25 protein-coding genes and 1 tRNA gene are annotated in these 16,581 nt (G+C 33.8%); 16 read left to right on the top strand and 10 right to left on the bottom strand.

Annotated features, from left to right (window positions below):
- Positions 1–6: 6 nt before the first annotated feature.
- From VIX88_RS09495 to VIX88_RS09505, 3 genes are read right to left on the bottom strand one after another with little or no spacing between them, the layout of a single operon-like run.
- A complete protein-coding gene (locus tag VIX88_RS09495; RefSeq protein ID WP_214193829.1) occupies positions 7–930 on the bottom strand; it encodes a hypothetical protein in 924 nt (307 codons plus the stop codon).
- The gene (locus tag VIX88_RS09500; protein WP_222535065.1) at positions 930–1,817 is read right to left on the bottom strand and encodes a recombinase RecT; all 888 of its coding nucleotides are present in this window, start codon (positions 1,815–1,817) and stop codon (positions 930–932) included. The genes VIX88_RS09495 and VIX88_RS09500 overlap by 1 nt, the downstream gene beginning before the upstream one ends.
- Positions 1,818–1,830: 13 nt before the next feature.
- On the bottom strand, positions 1,831–2,022 hold the full coding sequence (locus tag VIX88_RS09505; RefSeq protein WP_214193831.1) for a hypothetical protein: 192 nt from the start codon (positions 2,020–2,022) through the stop codon (positions 1,831–1,833).
- A 312-nt stretch (positions 2,023–2,334) separates the two neighbouring features.
- Here VIX88_RS09505 and VIX88_RS12840 point away from each other — a divergent pair, with 312 nt between their 5' ends.
- Positions 2,335–2,472: a KTSC domain-containing protein gene (locus VIX88_RS12840; protein WP_374099872.1), complete on the top strand. Its 138-nt coding sequence runs from the start codon at positions 2,335–2,337 to the stop codon at positions 2,470–2,472.
- Here the strand turns inward: VIX88_RS12840 and VIX88_RS09510 are convergent.
- The 5 genes from VIX88_RS09510 to VIX88_RS09530 form a co-directional block, all read right to left on the bottom strand.
- Entirely contained in the window at positions 2,441–2,653 is a 213-nt protein-coding gene (locus VIX88_RS09510; RefSeq protein ID WP_214193833.1) for a hypothetical protein, read from the bottom strand. The genes VIX88_RS12840 and VIX88_RS09510 overlap by 32 nt on opposite strands.
- A 97-nt stretch (positions 2,654–2,750) precedes the next feature.
- Positions 2,751–2,936: a hypothetical protein gene (locus tag VIX88_RS09515; RefSeq protein ID WP_214193834.1), complete on the bottom strand. Its 186-nt coding sequence runs from the start codon at positions 2,934–2,936 to the stop codon at positions 2,751–2,753.
- Positions 2,937–3,032: 96 nt separating this feature from the next.
- Positions 3,033–3,350: a hypothetical protein gene (locus VIX88_RS09520; protein ID WP_214194215.1), complete on the bottom strand. Its 318-nt coding sequence runs from the start codon at positions 3,348–3,350 to the stop codon at positions 3,033–3,035.
- A 59-nt stretch (positions 3,351–3,409) separates the two neighbouring features.
- Positions 3,410–3,691 carry a hypothetical protein gene (locus tag VIX88_RS09525; protein WP_017686247.1) on the bottom strand — a complete coding sequence of 94 codons (282 nt, stop codon included), beginning with the start codon at positions 3,689–3,691 and terminating at the stop codon, positions 3,410–3,412.
- Positions 3,692–3,696: 5 nt separating this feature from the next.
- Entirely contained in the window at positions 3,697–3,903 is a 207-nt protein-coding gene (locus VIX88_RS09530) for a DNA-packaging protein (protein ID WP_222535064.1), read from the bottom strand.
- A 130-nt stretch (positions 3,904–4,033) separates the two neighbouring features.
- Between VIX88_RS09530 and VIX88_RS09535 the strand changes: the two genes are divergently transcribed.
- Positions 4,034–5,350: a coiled-coil domain-containing protein gene (locus VIX88_RS09535; protein WP_222535063.1), complete on the top strand. Its 1,317-nt coding sequence runs from the start codon at positions 4,034–4,036 to the stop codon at positions 5,348–5,350.
- A gap of 2 nt (positions 5,351–5,352) precedes the next feature.
- On the opposite strand, the gene VIX88_RS09540 is transcribed toward VIX88_RS09535, so the two are convergent.
- Positions 5,353–5,529, bottom strand: a complete 177-nt coding sequence (locus tag VIX88_RS09540) for a hypothetical protein (RefSeq protein ID WP_222535062.1) — start codon at positions 5,527–5,529, stop codon at positions 5,353–5,355.
- Between the two features lie 45 nt (positions 5,530–5,574).
- Between VIX88_RS09540 and VIX88_RS09545 the strand changes: the two genes are divergently transcribed.
- From VIX88_RS09545 to VIX88_RS09610, 14 genes are all read left to right on the top strand, one after another.
- Complete coding sequence (locus tag VIX88_RS09545) at positions 5,575–6,309, top strand: hypothetical protein (protein WP_310503728.1); 735 nt, start codon at positions 5,575–5,577, stop codon at positions 6,307–6,309.
- Between the two features lie 15 nt (positions 6,310–6,324).
- Positions 6,325–7,326, top strand: a complete 1,002-nt coding sequence (locus tag VIX88_RS09550) for an HNH endonuclease (RefSeq protein WP_222535061.1) — start codon at positions 6,325–6,327, stop codon at positions 7,324–7,326.
- Position 7,327: 1 nt separating this feature from the next.
- Positions 7,328–7,570, top strand: a complete 243-nt coding sequence (locus tag VIX88_RS09555) for a hypothetical protein (RefSeq protein ID WP_222535060.1) — start codon at positions 7,328–7,330, stop codon at positions 7,568–7,570.
- 229 nt (positions 7,571–7,799) lie between these two features.
- Positions 7,800–8,822: a quinone-dependent dihydroorotate dehydrogenase gene (locus tag VIX88_RS09560; protein ID WP_153926521.1), complete on the top strand. Its 1,023-nt coding sequence runs from the start codon at positions 7,800–7,802 to the stop codon at positions 8,820–8,822.
- 169 nt (positions 8,823–8,991) lie between these two features.
- Positions 8,992–10,179 (top strand): elongation factor Tu, encoded by a 1,188-nt coding sequence (gene tuf / locus VIX88_RS09565; protein WP_064969766.1) that lies wholly within the window; start codon positions 8,992–8,994, stop codon positions 10,177–10,179.
- A gap of 82 nt (positions 10,180–10,261) precedes the next feature.
- A tRNA-Trp gene (locus VIX88_RS09570) sits at positions 10,262–10,332 on the top strand.
- Positions 10,333–10,345: 13 nt separating this feature from the next.
- Positions 10,346–10,552: a preprotein translocase subunit SecE gene (gene secE, locus VIX88_RS09575; protein ID WP_004916763.1), complete on the top strand. Its 207-nt coding sequence runs from the start codon at positions 10,346–10,348 to the stop codon at positions 10,550–10,552.
- A 19-nt stretch (positions 10,553–10,571) separates the two neighbouring features.
- Positions 10,572–11,114, top strand: coding sequence for a transcription termination/antitermination protein NusG (nusG, locus tag VIX88_RS09580; RefSeq protein WP_014937424.1), 543 nt, complete (start codon positions 10,572–10,574; stop codon positions 11,112–11,114).
- Positions 11,115–11,337: 223 nt separating this feature from the next.
- Positions 11,338–11,781, top strand: a complete 444-nt coding sequence (gene rplK / locus VIX88_RS09585; protein WP_004916770.1) for a 50S ribosomal protein L11 — start codon at positions 11,338–11,340, stop codon at positions 11,779–11,781.
- Positions 11,782–11,792: 11 nt separating this feature from the next.
- Positions 11,793–12,485, top strand: a complete 693-nt coding sequence (rplA, locus tag VIX88_RS09590) for a 50S ribosomal protein L1 (protein ID WP_214193836.1) — start codon at positions 11,793–11,795, stop codon at positions 12,483–12,485.
- Positions 12,486–12,498: 13 nt separating this feature from the next.
- A complete protein-coding gene (gene rplJ / locus VIX88_RS09595) occupies positions 12,499–13,002 on the top strand; it encodes a 50S ribosomal protein L10 (RefSeq protein WP_064969764.1) in 504 nt (167 codons plus the stop codon).
- Positions 13,003–13,075: 73 nt separating this feature from the next.
- Complete coding sequence (rplL, locus tag VIX88_RS09600) at positions 13,076–13,444, top strand: 50S ribosomal protein L7/L12 (RefSeq protein ID WP_064969762.1); 369 nt, start codon at positions 13,076–13,078, stop codon at positions 13,442–13,444.
- 144 nt (positions 13,445–13,588) lie between these two features.
- Complete coding sequence (locus VIX88_RS09605) at positions 13,589–14,974, top strand: hypothetical protein (RefSeq protein ID WP_064969760.1); 1,386 nt, start codon at positions 13,589–13,591, stop codon at positions 14,972–14,974.
- Between the two features lie 29 nt (positions 14,975–15,003).
- Positions 15,004–15,570 (top strand): hypothetical protein, encoded by a 567-nt coding sequence (locus VIX88_RS09610; RefSeq protein WP_153929269.1) that lies wholly within the window; start codon positions 15,004–15,006, stop codon positions 15,568–15,570.
- Between the two features lie 62 nt (positions 15,571–15,632).
- Here VIX88_RS09610 and VIX88_RS09615 read toward each other — a convergent pair whose 3' ends face one another.
- Positions 15,633–16,514, bottom strand: a complete 882-nt coding sequence (locus VIX88_RS09615) for an alpha/beta hydrolase family esterase (protein ID WP_064969756.1) — start codon at positions 16,512–16,514, stop codon at positions 15,633–15,635.
- Positions 16,515–16,581 lie beyond the last annotated feature (67 nt).

The following is a 16,581-nucleotide window of genomic DNA, read 5'->3' on the forward strand; positions in this document are numbered from 1 at the left end:
TTTATTTTAAGCCATCAACTCAAGTCTGTCAGCCATTGATAGGGTTAGTTTATTTAAGTGTTCTCTGCACTTTTTTATTTGTTCATAGAGAGATTCAATCATCGTTTTGTCATATTGAAAATGAAAGACTTTAACTCTTAATAGTTCTGGGACTTCGTGAAAATTTGAAAACCACTCTTTATGAACACTTGTGGATTGGCTGCAAAAATCCTCAAGACCTTCTTCTGTATAAATTAGATTTGATACTGTTTCGGTTACTAGGTCTATACATTCCTCCCTAACTTCCCCAAGATGATTAAATATGTTTTCTTTCCAGTCTAATCTTCTTAATTCGTCTTCTACTATCTTAAATGGAGTGTCTATTAAGCAATACACTAATTCTGCTTCTTTTAGCCCCGTGAGTTCCATATAGCCTTGAACCTGCCACTCATAGTCTTTAGTTGGAGTTTCTTCTGCATATAGAGGGAAAGTTTTAAAGCTCCAGCTACTTTTAATATCTCTAACTTTACCTTGTATATTGTCAGGTGTCCCTTTGATAAAATCGTTAGAAAAATGTTTTTCATTCTTCATAAACAATTTGCCAGTAACCCTTGTATAAAGACTTATAGACTTTTCTTCAACTTGAATACCCTTGTCAAGGTATTTGTTCGTGATATGGTTATCTCTTCCAAAAGCGACCCCTTTATGAATATCTGACAAGTGTGTTTTTACACTCGCTGATAATTCGGGTTTTTGGTTCTTTTTAGCCAATAAATCTCCGCAGGTTTGGATTTGCTTATCGGTAATTTTACCCGCCTTCATTTTTTCTCGCAAAGCAATTAGGGTTCTTTCCTGATTAGGCGTTAAGGCAGGATTTACCCCAACCATTAACTTTCCTAATTGAGAACATCTAAAAAGATGATTGTTGAAGCTTAAAGACAGTGCGTTCATTATTTGGTTAAGTCTTTTAATTTTTTATCATAAAGCTCTTTCACTTCGCTGTTTTCTTCTATGAAAGGCTCTGCTTCTTGCAGTTGCTCTATATTTTGAGCGTTATTTATAAACTCAACAATTCGTTGTTGTTCCTCTTGTATATTTTCTGCTTCAATATCAATGATATTATCTACATAGTTATACTTTCCTTCTTTAGGCTGAACGGCTTGGTCGGCTAATTGTGCCGTCTGCAATTCAATACTCATAATGCCCCATTTGCTGATGGTGTTTTTGAGTACCGTTTTTTTAGCCATAGCGTGGAATTTATCTTTCTCATTCCAAGGAGAAAAAGACCCTTTACCGTAGGCTTGAGAATATTTTTTAGCGTGATTTATAACCTCTTCTTTGCTCCAGTAGGATAATTTTTCTAGTCCGTTTATCAATTTGAAATAAGCAGCATAACCAACTATATCGCCTTTGCCTTCTATGTTAAAATCAGCGACCAACTCTTCTGTAAGCCTGTTAAAAGACTTAAATTGATTCTCATAAACTTCTGTTACATTTATTCGAGAGTATTGCCCTGTTCTTAAAGCCAGTTGCACATAGCCTTTCCAACCCATTTGAAATTGTGCCTCCCCTTTATATGGTACTATCCAAGAAAAGCCTAAATTGGGGTTTATAGGAAGGTCCAATATTGCTGCTGTAACTGCTGCGGTAAGTACTGTGTTTGGATCTGCATTAGCTAATTGTTCGCTATTGTTTACTATTTGTAATACAGAGGAAATAAACCCCTGTGATTTTTTGCCTAATAGTTGATTAAATCTTTTTTGTATATGGGCTTTTTGAAATAAAGACTTTGTGCTTAACGCCTCTTCTTCTTTTTTTTGTAATGCTTGATTTTCCATTTCTCTGTATTTTTTATCTTCTGTTTTTAGATTTGCTTATGAATATTACCGCCAATACTATAATTATCCCTAATCCGAATAGTATTAACATTGGCGACAGAACCAACCACCAAGACCAGTCTATATGTTTCGTTAATTTTAATGTGATGAACAATAAGGTTAGTAGGCTTATAAATCCTACGCTTTTGTTTGTTGCTGTTTCCATTTTCTAATTGTTTTTTTATTTGAAATTTTATTAATCTACACATCCAAATGCACAAATAGGATTGATACAATAACCACCATTTGGACACTTTTTGAAGAACTTTTGTTTTAATAACTTTCTTCTGTTTTTCAGCTTTGTTTTCACAATGTTTTATTTTCTTAGTTGTCTTATTTGCTCCCGCCGTGTACCTGCCTCACGGAGTATGCTTTTCGGGAAAAATCACTAAATTTGTTTTGTTAGATTTCAAATTTTTGTGATATGATACCTGTTAGGTCTTCTGTAATAAGAGCAGTGGATTATGATGCACGCTCTATGAGACTTTTTATATTGTTTCACTCGGGTTCTACTTATGTTTATCATCGAGTGCCTGAACGAATTTTTACAGGATTATTAAGAGCCTCGTCCAAGGGTCGCTATTTTAATGCCTACATTCGGGACAGTTACTCGTAGGCTTTATTTGATAGGCGTTTTCTTTTATCCATTCGTAAGATACCTCTTGCGGGTTTCTGTCTATTGCCCAAAGCCCTATGGTTATAGACTCGTGATACTTTAATCTTTCTATCTCTTTGATTTCTTCTTTTAATATTTTTTGCACCATTGGTGTTATAAGTTTTTGAACTATTTTTTTCATAGTTATACCTTTTGTATATTAGTTTGAAAACAACCCGTAACCTTTCTTAACTGGCAACAACCATAGGTAGTAACCTATTCGCTTTGCCTTTTGTGTTTTATATTGCTTTATCTTCGCTTTCATCTCTGAAAAAGTTTGTGATTTCTTGCTCTTTGATATTCATAAAAAGACTCATCAACAAAAGCCCTGTTGCAGTTGTTAAAGCCCCTATATCGTGGCTTTCTGAAACTAGAAAGGCGTATATAATTGCTGTTATTGTTGTTATTTTTGATAGTATTTTCATTTTTTGGACTTTTTAAAGAAGTGGTTTAGAATTACTCTCTCAAAGCTGTTGGCTTCTTGGTATTTTTTACCATTGATAAGCCAATAGCCGTTTTGATTATTTATTTTTATATAATTCATTTTTTAGGTCTGCTAGATGATACTCTAGTTCTAAATCTTCGCCTTCTTGGTTTTCATATAGCTTTTGTTTCGCTATATTTACCCAGCCTTTTTGGGCTTCTTCTGACATTTGGAGGTCTTTTGGATAAAGATTTTCATCTGTGATACATACCTCTCCAAACTCATCTACTGTTACTAAAACCGTGTCGTCTTCGTCTATTGCGAACCATACGGTCGGGGTAGTATTTCTACTCTTGTAATTGAACCCAAAATCGTTAAATTTTAAGGTTTCTAAGTTTTGTTGTATATTTGCCATGCTTTTAATGTTGTTCATATTTTTAAATATGGATTAAACTATCCGCCCTCTGATAGCCGTTAGAGGGCTTTTTTATTTAGCCACTCTTTGTAGTAGGCAACCGAACTTTTTAAAAAAGTTTTCATCTTACCTTTACCTCTACTGCCTTTGTCTATTACTTTCAGAGGGCAGTCGTAGTGTCTTAGGTCTTTTTTTATCTTTTCAATAGAAACCCCTACATATTCGGCAACATCTTTTATAGTAGGTATTTCTATATCTTGCCACTCTATCTTTTTTATAAAGAGGTTGTAGGTTGATTCAGGAACCAATACATAACCTTTGGGTATTTGAGGTGTTGTCATAAACATTATTTTTGTTTTTTCTCAAATATTTCTTCTTGAGTTAGCCCTGTTATCTTATTGATAGCATCAATAACTATCAAATTGGCTATTTTATCGTTCTCTTTTGAAAGCCATCTGTTCAATGTGCTTCTTGAAATATCCAACTCTAGACACAAAGCCGATTTTATTTTATCGGGTCTTAACTTTTCTTTTAATTGTTTTGATATTCTCATATATATTTATATTTTTGAATACTTAAATTTGATAATGCAAATATACAAGAAAATACAACATAAATACAAGTTTTTAATTGTAATTTATTGTATTTTATTTTTAATGTTTTGAAAATCAGATTGAAAAAATATGAGTTTAGGAGATAGCTTTAATCATAATGACTTCAATAGGCTAAAGGAGTTTGATTTTGATGCTTATATTGCTAAAAACTATAAGGATACAGAGCTTTCGGAAGTTTGTTTCGGTTCTATAGATGCAATCCAATTCAAAAAAATATTGAATAGAATAATATCTTGGTTTGGTAGGGTTATTAAATCAGATATGTTTTATTTGCTACCTGAATATTATATAAGTGAAAATGAAACTTATGGTATAACTAATGAGTTAGACATGTTAGTACATTGGCTAAATGTAGATGATAGATATAATGCTTATCAAACAATTAAAAATATCACTGTATATATTCTCTTGTTTGGAGGCTGGAATAAAGAGGAGGTTGTGATTAGTCATCAACAGATTTCAGATTTACAATCTAAACAATCTCTTATACAGGCACAGCTAGAAACTAACTTATCAGCTTTAGAAGAGTTAAAATCTAAAATAACCAATCAGACAGAGGCAAGCGAAGAGCTTAATAAAAAAGCGGATAGTCTTTATAACAATCTTTTGAAGAATAAGGAAGATATTCAAAATGATAAAGCGGAAATAGACACTATGCTTGCACTCGCTAAGCAGAACTCAAAAGATATTGAAGCCGTAAAAGCTAGCATAAATGCCCACGAAGCCAAAATAGTTGAAAATATATATAAATATGAGAAAAATTTCTCTGTAATAAAGTCTCAAAACGAAGATTCTTTATCTAATATGGAAGAAGCCATTAGATTGCAAAAAGAAATTTTAGATAAAAGACAAGAGGTAGAGAATTTACTTGGAGCAGCAGCAGACGGTTCGTTAGGTGTAAAATTTGAAAAGAGAAGAGAGATTATTGGTAGTAGTTCCAGTGCTTTTCTTTATACTTCGGGTTTTATTTTTCTTCTGGCTTTAGGGTGGACTTTTTATATTTATAAAGAATTTAGCGTAAATCCAAAAGATAGTGGACTGCCTGTATGGGCTGGAATATTGCTAAATTTTATAAAAATCACTCCTGCGTGGTGGTTATTTATTTGGGTAACTGGTCGTTATAGCAGAGAGCGAAAATTAGAAGAAATATATGCTTTTAAATCGGCTACAGCTATGACAGTGAGAAATCACGCCAATTTGTTAAAAGACGATGATGGAGGAGACGCAAACCAAAGAGCTTCTAGGCAAATAATGCTCCTTAAATCGGTGGAAAATATCTATAAAGAGCCTTCTGTTGATGACAAAAAAGAGAAGGAGCTTAGTATGAAAAAGATAACTAATCTAGTAAAACAATTAACAGAAACGATAAAAGAGATAAAAAACTAAAATTAGTCTTTTAAGTCTTTTAAGTGTCGTCCAAAATGTTTATAAAGATAATATCCACTTCCTATTGCTATAAATAAAAACATTGCAATCATTAGGGTGGTCATCAATGTATAGATGATGTATTCGTAAAATTCATATATGGAAATGGTTATGTAAAGGTCTTCATTTTGAATTGGCATAGTTGATATTATTGGATTAAATAATAAATTTTATACTGCAAATATATGAAAAAAGAAAAAAATACAAGAAAATACAATCATTATCTATATGATTTTATTTTGCATTTGAAATTAAATCCGAAGTCATTTGCAGAATCTCTTGGTTTTGAAAGAACCGATAGAATTTATAATGTTTTGAAAGGGGCAAACGGTATTAGTTCTGATTTGGCAAGTATCATTTCTGATAAATATCCCGATGTAATTTACGAATGGCTTCTAACGGGCAAAGGCGAAATGCTAAAGTCTTCAGAAGAAACTCCGATAAAAGGGGAGGGGGTAAAAGTAATTTTAGACGCAGAGATAAAAAGAACCCCATCGGAAGGCACGCCTTATTATGATGTTGATTTTGCAGGAGGCTGGAACTCTGATGAGATTTTTTCACTTGGGAATCCGTCATTTTATATCCAAAGTCCAGATTTTAGAAGGGCAGAGTTTGCTACTAACCTAGTGGGAAATTCTGTATCAAAGGTAATTCCTAGTGGAGCTATTATAGGGCTTAGACAAATAGAGGATTGGAAAACTTATTTCCCAACAAATGAGCTGTATGGTATCATCACTAAAAACGAAATGAGAACTGTAAAAAGGGTAAAAAGAAAGAAAGGAGACCCAAATACACTTGTGCTGATACCAGACCCATTAGAGGCTTATTCAGGGTATGAGCCTGAGGAGTTGCCTATTGATTTTGTTTCAAAGATGTTTCAAGTGGTTGCTTGGGCAATGTTTGAAAGAGTAGCAATGTAATTAACAACAGAAATTATGGATATACTTTGGGTTTTATTGTTTTTTTTCGTTCTTGTTTCTCCTATAATAGCTATTGTTTTAATAGTCCAAAACAGAAAAATAACTAAATCATACGGATTATTGCTACAAGAATACAACAAAAATTTGAATGATAATAATTTGAATTTAGAGAATAAAAATAAAGAAATAGAAAGTCATAAAAGTAATTTAGAATTAAAAAACAATGAGCTTCAATACAAAGAGAATACTATAATAAATCTTAAAAATAGGATTAAGGAACAACAGGAGTTATTTTTAAAAAAAGAGGCGTATTTAGAGAATAAAATTAATGAGTATAATAAAGAGGTCTCTCTTGATAAACAAAGTAAATTAGTCTTAACCGAAGAAGATATTATTTTTTTCAATCAATATGAGCTAAAAAAAGCGAAGGGAGAGCTGTCGTATTATAATGGCAAACTAGAAGCAATTATATTAGGAGACAAAGGAGCTAAAATAATATCTTTAATAAAAAATAGTGCAAGGTTTTCAGTAGATAATGATATAGAACTTGATATAAAAAGGGAACTTTGGCTTGATACATTGGAGTATAATGAAATTTGTACTAGGATAAAAGAAGAGGGTATATATTATACTCCTTCTTTGGCTGAAAAATTTATAAGTTATTTAGAGGATTTTTTATATAAATATAAGTTTTTGTACAAAAAAGACCATTTTAATAAAATAAAAAATGATGTAGAGTTAGTATTGGAGGCTAGAATAGCAGAGGAAAAACTCAGAGAGCTTAAAAAAGTAGAGGAGAGGATAAGTAGAAGGGAGCATATTTCTCAAAAAGTAAAGGATATGGTTTGGAATAGAGATGGTGGAAAGTGTGTGGAATGTGGCAGTTCAGAAAAATTAGAATTTGACCACATTGTGCCTTTTTCAAAAGGAGGCTCTAACACATATAGAAATATACAGCTACTTTGTGAGCCGTGTAACCGTAAAAAATCAAATAAAATAGGACAGCAAATCTTATAAGATGAAAACAGCAATAGACGAAAGAATATTGAGCCTGCCGAGATACCTAAAGAAGAACGGAAAAATAAAAAGAATCCAGGAGTTTTACGATAAAGTAGGAATTTCAAAGCAACGGTTTAATAAAATTAAAAAACAAGATATAAGTGATATTAACGCACACTTTACCGTTGAGCAGATACGCAAAATAGGAATAGTTTATGACATTGATTTTAATTGGATTTTTGGGCGTGGAGATATGCCCTAGTTGGTGTTTTTTGTTCCAACTATTTTCTAACTATTTTGTTTTTTAAATGTGAATTGTACTGATTTTAAAAATTTTACTAATTATATTATCTTTCTTGGTAAGGAAGAGGTCTCGGGTTCAAGTCCCGATATTGGCTCTGAATCTCTCAGTAATGAGAGATTTTTTTGTTTTTATTAGTTTCTCATTGTAGGGTTTATTATTTTTGTAAATCTAATAAATCCTAATAAAAATGTATAAAACAGTCATTCGTCCGTTATTATTTCGTTTTGACCCAGAAGGGGTTCATCATTTTACCTTTAAGTTTATAAAAACTCTTTTTAAGATACCGTTTATTTCTTCTTTAGTGAGTTCTCGCTATGTGATAGAGAATCCCAGATTAGAAAGGGAGGTTTTTGGATTAAAGTTTAAAAATCCTGTGGGGTTAGCGGCTGGATTTGATAAGGATGCTAAGTTATACAACGAGCTTTCGTCTTTTGGGTTTGGTTTTATAGAAATAGGAACCATTACACCTAAGCCTCAACCAGGGAATGATAAACAAAGATTATTTAGATTGAAGGAAGATGAAGCGGTTATAAATAGAATGGGATTCAATAATGGAGGAGTAGATGAAGCAGTAAAAAGATTGAAAAAAAATAAGGGGGGAGTGCTTATAGGTGGAAACATAGGGAAGAATAAAGTTACCAATAATGATAATGCAGAGGAAGATTATATTATATGCTTCAATGCACTCTATGATTATGTAGATTATTTTGTAGTGAATGTTAGCTCTCCTAATACACCTAATTTAAGAGATTTACAGGAGAAAGAACCACTTACAAAATTATTGAAGCTACTTCAACTGGAAAATCAAAAGAAAATAAAACAGAAACCTATTTTGTTAAAAATAGCTCCCGACCTTACAGATTCTCAACTTTTGGATGTGATTGATATTGTCAAGACAACAAATACAGCGGGAGTTATAGCTACTAATACAACTATAAGTAGGGAAAACCTGAAGTCAAATTTAAAATCTGAAGTTGGGGGATTGTCTGGTAAACCTCTTCGAGAAAGAGCAACGGAGGTAATTAAATTTCTGTCAGAAAAAAGCGGAGGTGCTTTTCCTATTATTGGGGTTGGGGGAATCCATTCTGAAGAAGATGCTTTAGAAAAAATAAAAGCTGGAGCTACCTTGGTACAGCTTTATACTGGTTTTATATATGAGGGACCAGCCTTAGTAAAAAGGATAAATAAGAAGATTTTATCAGAACTGTAGAAGTTATATATTTATATGTTTTTTGAAATATTGATTATAAGTGAAAAATATAGATTAAAATTAGGATGATAAAATTTTAATGAAAATGTTTTTGTTTTCAAAAAAAATACTATATTTGCAGACCGAAAAGGGATAAAATTAAAAATTAGTAAAATTAAATATTAAAATCATGGCAAAGGAAACGTTTAATCGTAACAAACCGCACTTAAACATTGGTACTATTGGTCACGTAGACCACGGTAAAACTACCTTGACTGCGGCTATTTCTAAAGTATTAGCAGATAAAGGTCTTGCTGAAGTAAAAGATTTCTCTTCTATTGACTCTGCTCCAGAGGAAAAAGAAAGAGGTATTACAATTAATACTGCTCACATTGAGTATGAAACTGAAAACAGACACTACGCTCACGTAGACTGTCCTGGTCACGCCGACTATGTTAAGAACATGGTAACTGGTGCTGCACAGATGGATGGTGCTATCCTAGTGGTAGCTGCTACTGATGGTCCTATGCCACAGACAAGAGAGCATATCTTATTATGTCGTCAGGTAAATGTACCTAGAATTGTAGTATTCATGAACAAAGTAGATATGGTAGATGATCCAGAACTTCTTGAGCTTGTTGAGCTTGAAGTAAGAGATTTACTTTCTACTTATGAATATGATGGAGATAACTCTCCAGTAATCCAAGGTTCTGCTTTAGGTGCTCTTAACGGAGAAGCTAAGTGGGTGGCTACTGTAGATGCTTTAATGGAAGCGGTGGATACTTGGATTGAGCAGCCAGTAAGAGATCAAGATAAACCATTCTTGATGCCAATCGAAGATGTATTCTCTATTACAGGTAGAGGTACCGTAGCAACTGGTAGAATTGAGTCTGGTATTATCAATACTGGTGATCCTGTAGATATCGTAGGTATGGGAGATGAGAAGTTAACATCTACTGTAACTGGAGTTGAGATGTTTAGAAAAATCTTAGATAGAGGTCAAGCTGGTGATAACGTAGGATTACTTTTAAGAGGTATCGAAAAAACAGATATCAAGAGAGGTATGGTTATCGCTAAACAAGGTTCTGTAACTCCACACAAAAAATTCAAAGCAGAGGTTTATATCCTTTCTAAAGAAGAAGGTGGTCGTCACACTCCTTTCCATAATAAATATCGTCCTCAGTTTTATGTGAGAACTACAGACGTTACAGGTGAGATTTTCTTACCAGAGGGAGTAGAGATGGTAATGCCAGGTGATAACTTAACTATTACTGTAGAATTATTACAACCAATCGCTCTTAATGTAGGTCTTAGATTTGCAATTAGAGAGGGTGGTAGAACTGTAGGTGCTGGTCAGGTAACTGAAATCCTAGACTAATCTAGTTCTAAAACAATAAATAAAAGAGCTTTCAGATAAATGAAAGTTTTCTGAGAGCTCTTTATTTTTATTAAATTAACTTACGGGCATCGTCCAATGGTAGGATACCGGTCTCCAAAACCGTTGATCTGGGTTCGAATCCTAGTGCCCGTGCAAATTGTTTAAAATGAGTTCGTTAGTAAGCTTTTTAAAAGATTCGTATATAGAGTTTAAGGATAAGGTGGAATGGCCTAAGTGGGTAGATTTACAATCTTCTACTACAGTTGTGGCTGTATCTACTCTAATATTAGCTTTGTTTACTTTTGGGGTTGATACTCTTTTTAGTAGATCAATCAATAATCTTTTTAGTTTACTTATTAACTTGTTTAATTAATTTAAATTGTTTTTATCCGATGAGTGAGCTTAAATGGTATGTGCTGAAAGCAGTAAGCGGACAGGAAAATAAAGTGAAGAGCTATATAGAAAATGAAATCCAAAGATTTAAGTTAGAGGATTTCGTTTCTCAGATAGTTATTCCTATGGAGAAAACAATTCAAATGAGAAATGGAAAGAAGGTACAAAAAGAGAAACCTTACTATCCTGGTTATTTAATGGTGGAAGCTAATCTTACGGGAGAAGTACCTCATATTATAAAGAATATACCAGGTGTTATTTCTTTTCTGAGCCTTACTAAAGGAGGAGATCCTGTTCCTATGAGAAAGTCTGAGGTAAATAGAATGTTAGGTAGGATGGATGAGTTGTCACAGTTTGCTACAGATGTTGATATTCCTTATGTAGTAGGAGAGAGTGTTAAGGTGATCGATGGACCTTTTAATGGGTTTAATGGAACAATAGAGAAGATTCATGAGGATAAAAAGAAATTAGAAGTTATGGTTCTTATCTTCGGTAGAAAAACCCCTCTTGAGCTTAATTATATGCAAGTAGAAAAAATATAAACTTGTGTTTTTAGAGTAAAATAAACCACTTCGTTATTTCGAGGTGGTTTAATTTTAAAAAATATAAATTTATTTGTGTGCTAAAAAAAAAATATATAATTTTGCACCTCGTAATCTGAGAAGAAGTGTATTCAGGTGAGAGAGTTACAATTCTAATTAACTTAGGTTATTAACAAAGAATGCTTCCACATTTTTTATATTTTTAATTTTTTAAAAAACAAACATGGCAAAGAAAGTCTTTAAAATGGTTAAGCTCCAGGTGAAAGGTGGTGCTGCTAATCCTTCACCTCCAGTAGGGCCTGCTTTAGGTTCTGCAGGGGTAAATATCATGGAGTTTTGTAAGCAATTCAACGGAAGAACTCAGGATAAACCAGGACAGGTATTACCTGTAGTAATTACAGTGTATGAAGATAAATCATTTGATTTCGTAATTAAAACTCCTCCTGCAGCTGTGCAGCTTTTGGAAGCTTCTAAAGTGAAAAAAGGTTCAGGACAGCCTAACAGAGAGAAAGTAGGTAGCGTATCTTGGGAGCAAGTACAGAAGATAGCAGAAGATAAGATGTCAGATTTAAACTGCTTCACTCTTGATTCTGCAATGAGTATGGTTGCTGGTACAGCTAGATCTATGGGATTAAAGGTGACAGGAACTAAACCTACTAACGCTTAAAATTAAATCAAATGGCAAGATTAACTAAAAAGCAAAAAAAAGTTTCTACTAAGATAGAAAAAAATAAGTTTTACACTCTTGAAGAAGCTTCGGCTTTAGTAAAGGAGGTAAGTACTGCAAAGTTTGATGCTTCTGTAGATATCGCTGTGAGATTGGGTGTTGACCCGAGAAAAGCGAATCAAATGGTAAGAGGAGTTGTTTCTCTTCCTCATGGGACAGGTAAAGATGTTAAAGTTCTAGCTTTAGTAACTCCAGATAAGGAAGCTGAAGCTAAAGAAGCTGGGGCAGACTTTGTAGGTCTTGATGAGTATCTAGAGAAAATCAAAGGTGGTTGGACAGATGTAGATGTTATTGTTACTATGCCTGCTGTTATGGGGAAATTGGGTCCTCTAGGTAGAGTGTTAGGGCCAAGAGGTCTTATGCCAAACCCTAAATCAGGAACTGTAACTATGGAAGTAGGAAAGGCGGTTTCTGAGGTTAAGGCTGGTAAAATAGACTTTAAAGTGGATAAGTATGGTATCGTACATGCTGCTATAGGTAAGGTGTCTTTTGATGCTGAAAAAATTAAAGAAAATGCCCAAGAGTTGGTTCAAACTTTAATAAAGCTTAAGCCTACAGCCGCTAAAGGAACTTATATGAAGAGTATTTACATCTCTCCTACAATGGGGCCTGGTATAGCAATCGATACTAAATCTGTAAACTAAAATCTGTAAGACAATGACTAAAGAAGAAAAAGTATTAGTAATACAAGAGATAAAAGAATTGCTACAAGATGCTAAAAATGTATATGTAGCAAGCCTTGAAGGAATAAATGCTTCTGCGACTTCAGATTTTAGAAGAAGAGCCTTCAAGAATAACATTAAGTTAAAGGTAGTAAAAAATACTTTACTTAGAAAAGCAATGGAGCAAATGGAAGGAGTAGATTACTCTGAGATGTTTGCAATATTTAAAGGTAATTCTGCTTTAATGATTTCAGAGACGGCTAATGCTCCTGCTAAGCTGATTAAAGACTTTAGAAAAAATGCAGAGTTTCCTGCACTAAAAGCAGCTTACTTAGATGAAACATTCTATATTGGAGATGACAAACTAGGTGCTCTTGCAAGTCTTAAGTCTAAGGAAGAGATGCTTGGAGAAATCATTGGATTGCTTCAGTCTCCTATCAGAAATATTCTTTCTGCTCTTCAAAATCAAGACAAAATGAAGGAAGGAGGTGCTGAGTAAGCCTTTTTCACTGATTAACAAAGAAACACTCAAAAAATAATATAAATCGTTTAACAACAAAAACATTAAGAAAATGTCAGATTTAAAAAATTTAGCGGAAACGCTTGTAAACCTTACAGTAAAAGATGTAAATGAATTAGCTCAAATTCTTAAAGATGAGTATGGTATCGAACCTGCTGCTGCTACAGTAGTTGCTGCTGCTGGTGGTGCTGGAGAAGCTGCTCAAGAAAAAACTGAGTTTGATGTAATATTAAAATCAGCTGGAGCTTCTAAATTAGCTATCGTTAAGTTAGTGAAAGACTTAACAGGTGCTGGTCTTAAAGAAGCTAAAGACATCGTAGATGGTGCTCCTGCTCCAATTAAAGAAGGAGTTTCTAAAGATGAAGCTGAAGCTCTTAAGAAGCAACTAGAAGAAGCTGGTGCAGAAGTAGAGTTAAAATAATACTATCTAATAATTAGATAAAAGCTACAGTAAATTTAATATGCTGTAGCTTTTTTTTTTGATTAACTTTGAAGTTGTTAATTTTTTAGGTATGCTATTTGATAAAATTCAAATAATTCAATAATATATTAATTTGATAATAATATGAAACAAATTTACTTTATAAGACTTCTGTTTTTATTTATAGTAGTTCTTTCACCAGCTCAATATTCTTCACCGGATTCGGATGGAGATGGAATAGTTGATTTCGAAGATTTAGATGATGATAACGATGGAATTTTGGATATAATAGAATGTCCCAAAAACTTCTTAGCTAATAATACATCTACTACATGGAAGGGGTTAACCTCCACAACAGTATCTTATACGGGGTTTCCTGCTGCTCAAGCTGTAGTATCAAGTGTAAGTGATAAGCAGGTAACTTATAATATTGGTCAATCTGGAGCGGATAATAGAGTGACGTCTTCGTCTAATGTAAATATGACGATAACATTTGCATCTCCTGTGCCTGCTAGTGAGATTGCAATTATGATAAACGATGTTAATGCAAATAATGCTTCTCCTAATGCTACGTACACTATTAAGGTAAATGGGACAACACCCAACTCTGCTTTTGGTAGAGTGTTGCTAGGGAGAAATCAAGGATTAGTATCCTATAATACGGCTACAGGTGAGGCGGAATTTTCAACAGGGGGGACTACTGCGTCTGATTTATATATCAGAGGTCTAACTAAAGATCTTATGGTGAGTAATATCAATATTACTAGTAAAGGTATTTCGGCTGTTACAACAAGAGATGTAGTGGCGTATTCTATTTTTGCTTTAGCTACTGCTTGTGATATAGATGGAGATGGTGTGCCAAATGACTTAGATACAGACTCAGACGGAGATGGATGTCCAGATGCAGTGGAGGAAGCGGATAATGTGAATATAGCACATTTAGCTGCAGCAGATATAACAACGCCTTTTGTTGCTAAAAAATGGTCTATTATAGCCAAAGCAGATGGTACAATATCAACTTCTGGAACAGACATTGTCTCTAAAATAACTGCTGCTAACGGTGTCCCTGAAATTGTAAACACGGCAGTTAATAATACTTCTGGTATTCAAGGTGTAGCACAGATAGATACTAATCTAGTAGGACAAGGAGTAAATAATGCAAATAACGCCTCTGTTAATGATAGGTGCTTTTGTACATTAGCCAATAGTTCTTCGGCTACGGAGTTAGATACTAAGGTGGGGATTAGTGCTTTGAGTAGGCTTACTTCAGAATCTAGTGAAAATTGGCCAAAGTCTCGTAAGGGAGGTCATATAGCTTTGGAATCTGAATCTAAAGGTTTTACTATTACAAGAATGACCACAAGTGAACTGTCTGCTATAAAGAATCCCGTGGTAGGTATGTTGGTTTATGACACTGTGGAAAATTGTTTGAAAGCCTATGTGGAAACAAGCACCTCTCCAACGGTAGTAAGAGAGTGGAAGTGTATGAATAAGACGGGGTGTCCTAGTGGAGCAACATACAATAAATAGTTTTTGAATTATAATTAAAAATAGAAATAATGAAATACATATATTCAGCGATATTAGTAATATTAGGTGCGGGAACTTTTCTTAAGGCTCAGGTTAATATCGGTACAGGCTCTCTCAATACTAATTCTAATGGAGATTCAGTACTTCTAGAGTTTAATAATGCAGAGAAAAAAGGGATTATACTGCCTTGGGTTGTTGGGGTTTCTCATGCCAATTTAGTAGATAATACAGCTACTCCTAATGGTACATTTGTTTTAGATAGAAGTGATAAGAAGGTAAAAGTTAAAATAAACGGATTGTGGCAAGATTTAAACTATTTGGCTAGTACCACTAATGCTATCCCAGTAAATACCTCTTTGTCATCTAATGTGGAAAAAAGTACTGCCCAAGTAGTTATGGGAGCTTCTAGTAGTACGGCTAATGGTATTTTGGTTTTAGAAAGTACCTCTAAGGCATTAGTATTACCAAAATTTAAAGATGTTCAAAAAAGTATTGCTAATCCTGCTCCAGGGATGATGGCTTTTGATGATACGCCGGGTAAAGAACAACTTTGCGTGTACAACGGCACAGAATGGAGTTTTTGGACTTGGAAATAAATAATGAAATATTATATTAATTGAAATAAAAAGAGCTACTAAAAAAGTAGCTCTTTTTTTAGTTATTGTGCATAAGCAAGTCTATAAATACCGTAACATTTAGGATTTTGTGCTAGTTTAATCATGGCTCTCTTAATGTTACTATTAGAGAACTGCTGGTCTGTAGCGTGTACACCACCATCTATTACAAAGAAGTAAATAGGGGTTGTAGCGTTGGAATATTCTCTAAAATAGAAATCTTTATCTGATGCAGTGGAGCTTCCTTTTAGATATTTTATTTCTACAGGTTGGGTGAGTCCTAGATGAGAAGCCCACTTATCAACGGTAGTTTTAATAGATTCAAAATTAGGAGAGATAATACCATACTTCCCGCTTCCACCTTGATAAGGTACAGTTTCGTCTGCCGTACCGTGAATAAATATCATAGGGACTTTAGAAGCTGTAGATGGAATGTTATGTCCGCTTTCAAAACTCATAGAACGGATAACAGCAGCTTTAAATAAAGAAGTTTCCTCTACCATTTTCATTGCCATAGCACCTCCGTTGCTGAAGCCATATACATAGACTTTATTAGCATTAAACTTACTGCCTAATTTAGTTTTAATATCGTTGTAAACAGCAGTAATGTAGTTTACATCATCGCCAAAAAAACTTTTGGTGGCACTCCAAGAATTCCAAGCTCTGTATCCAAGTACGCTGGTTCCTTCGGGACGAACGGAGATGTATTGTTGTTCGTTGATGACATTTGGGTCATTCATTTGGGTTCTATCCTTATTAAAAGAGTGTAACTCAAATACGATAGGATATTCTTTAGTGGGGTTATAGTCAGATGGTGTTGTAACATCATAGCTTCGTCCCGAAACACTATAAGTCTGAACTCCTGCTGTTAGTTGTGCTAAAGCTAGTGCAGGCATTCCTAAAAAAAATAAAAGTTGCTTTTTCATAAGCTAGTTAATTTGTTACACAAATATACTAAAAATCTCCCGTCTAAACGGAAGACTTTTGAGAGAA

The sequence above is a fragment of the Riemerella anatipestifer genome (assembly GCF_035666175.1).
GTDB classification, from domain to species: Bacteria; Bacteroidota; Bacteroidia; order Flavobacteriales; family Weeksellaceae; genus Riemerella; species Riemerella anatipestifer_D.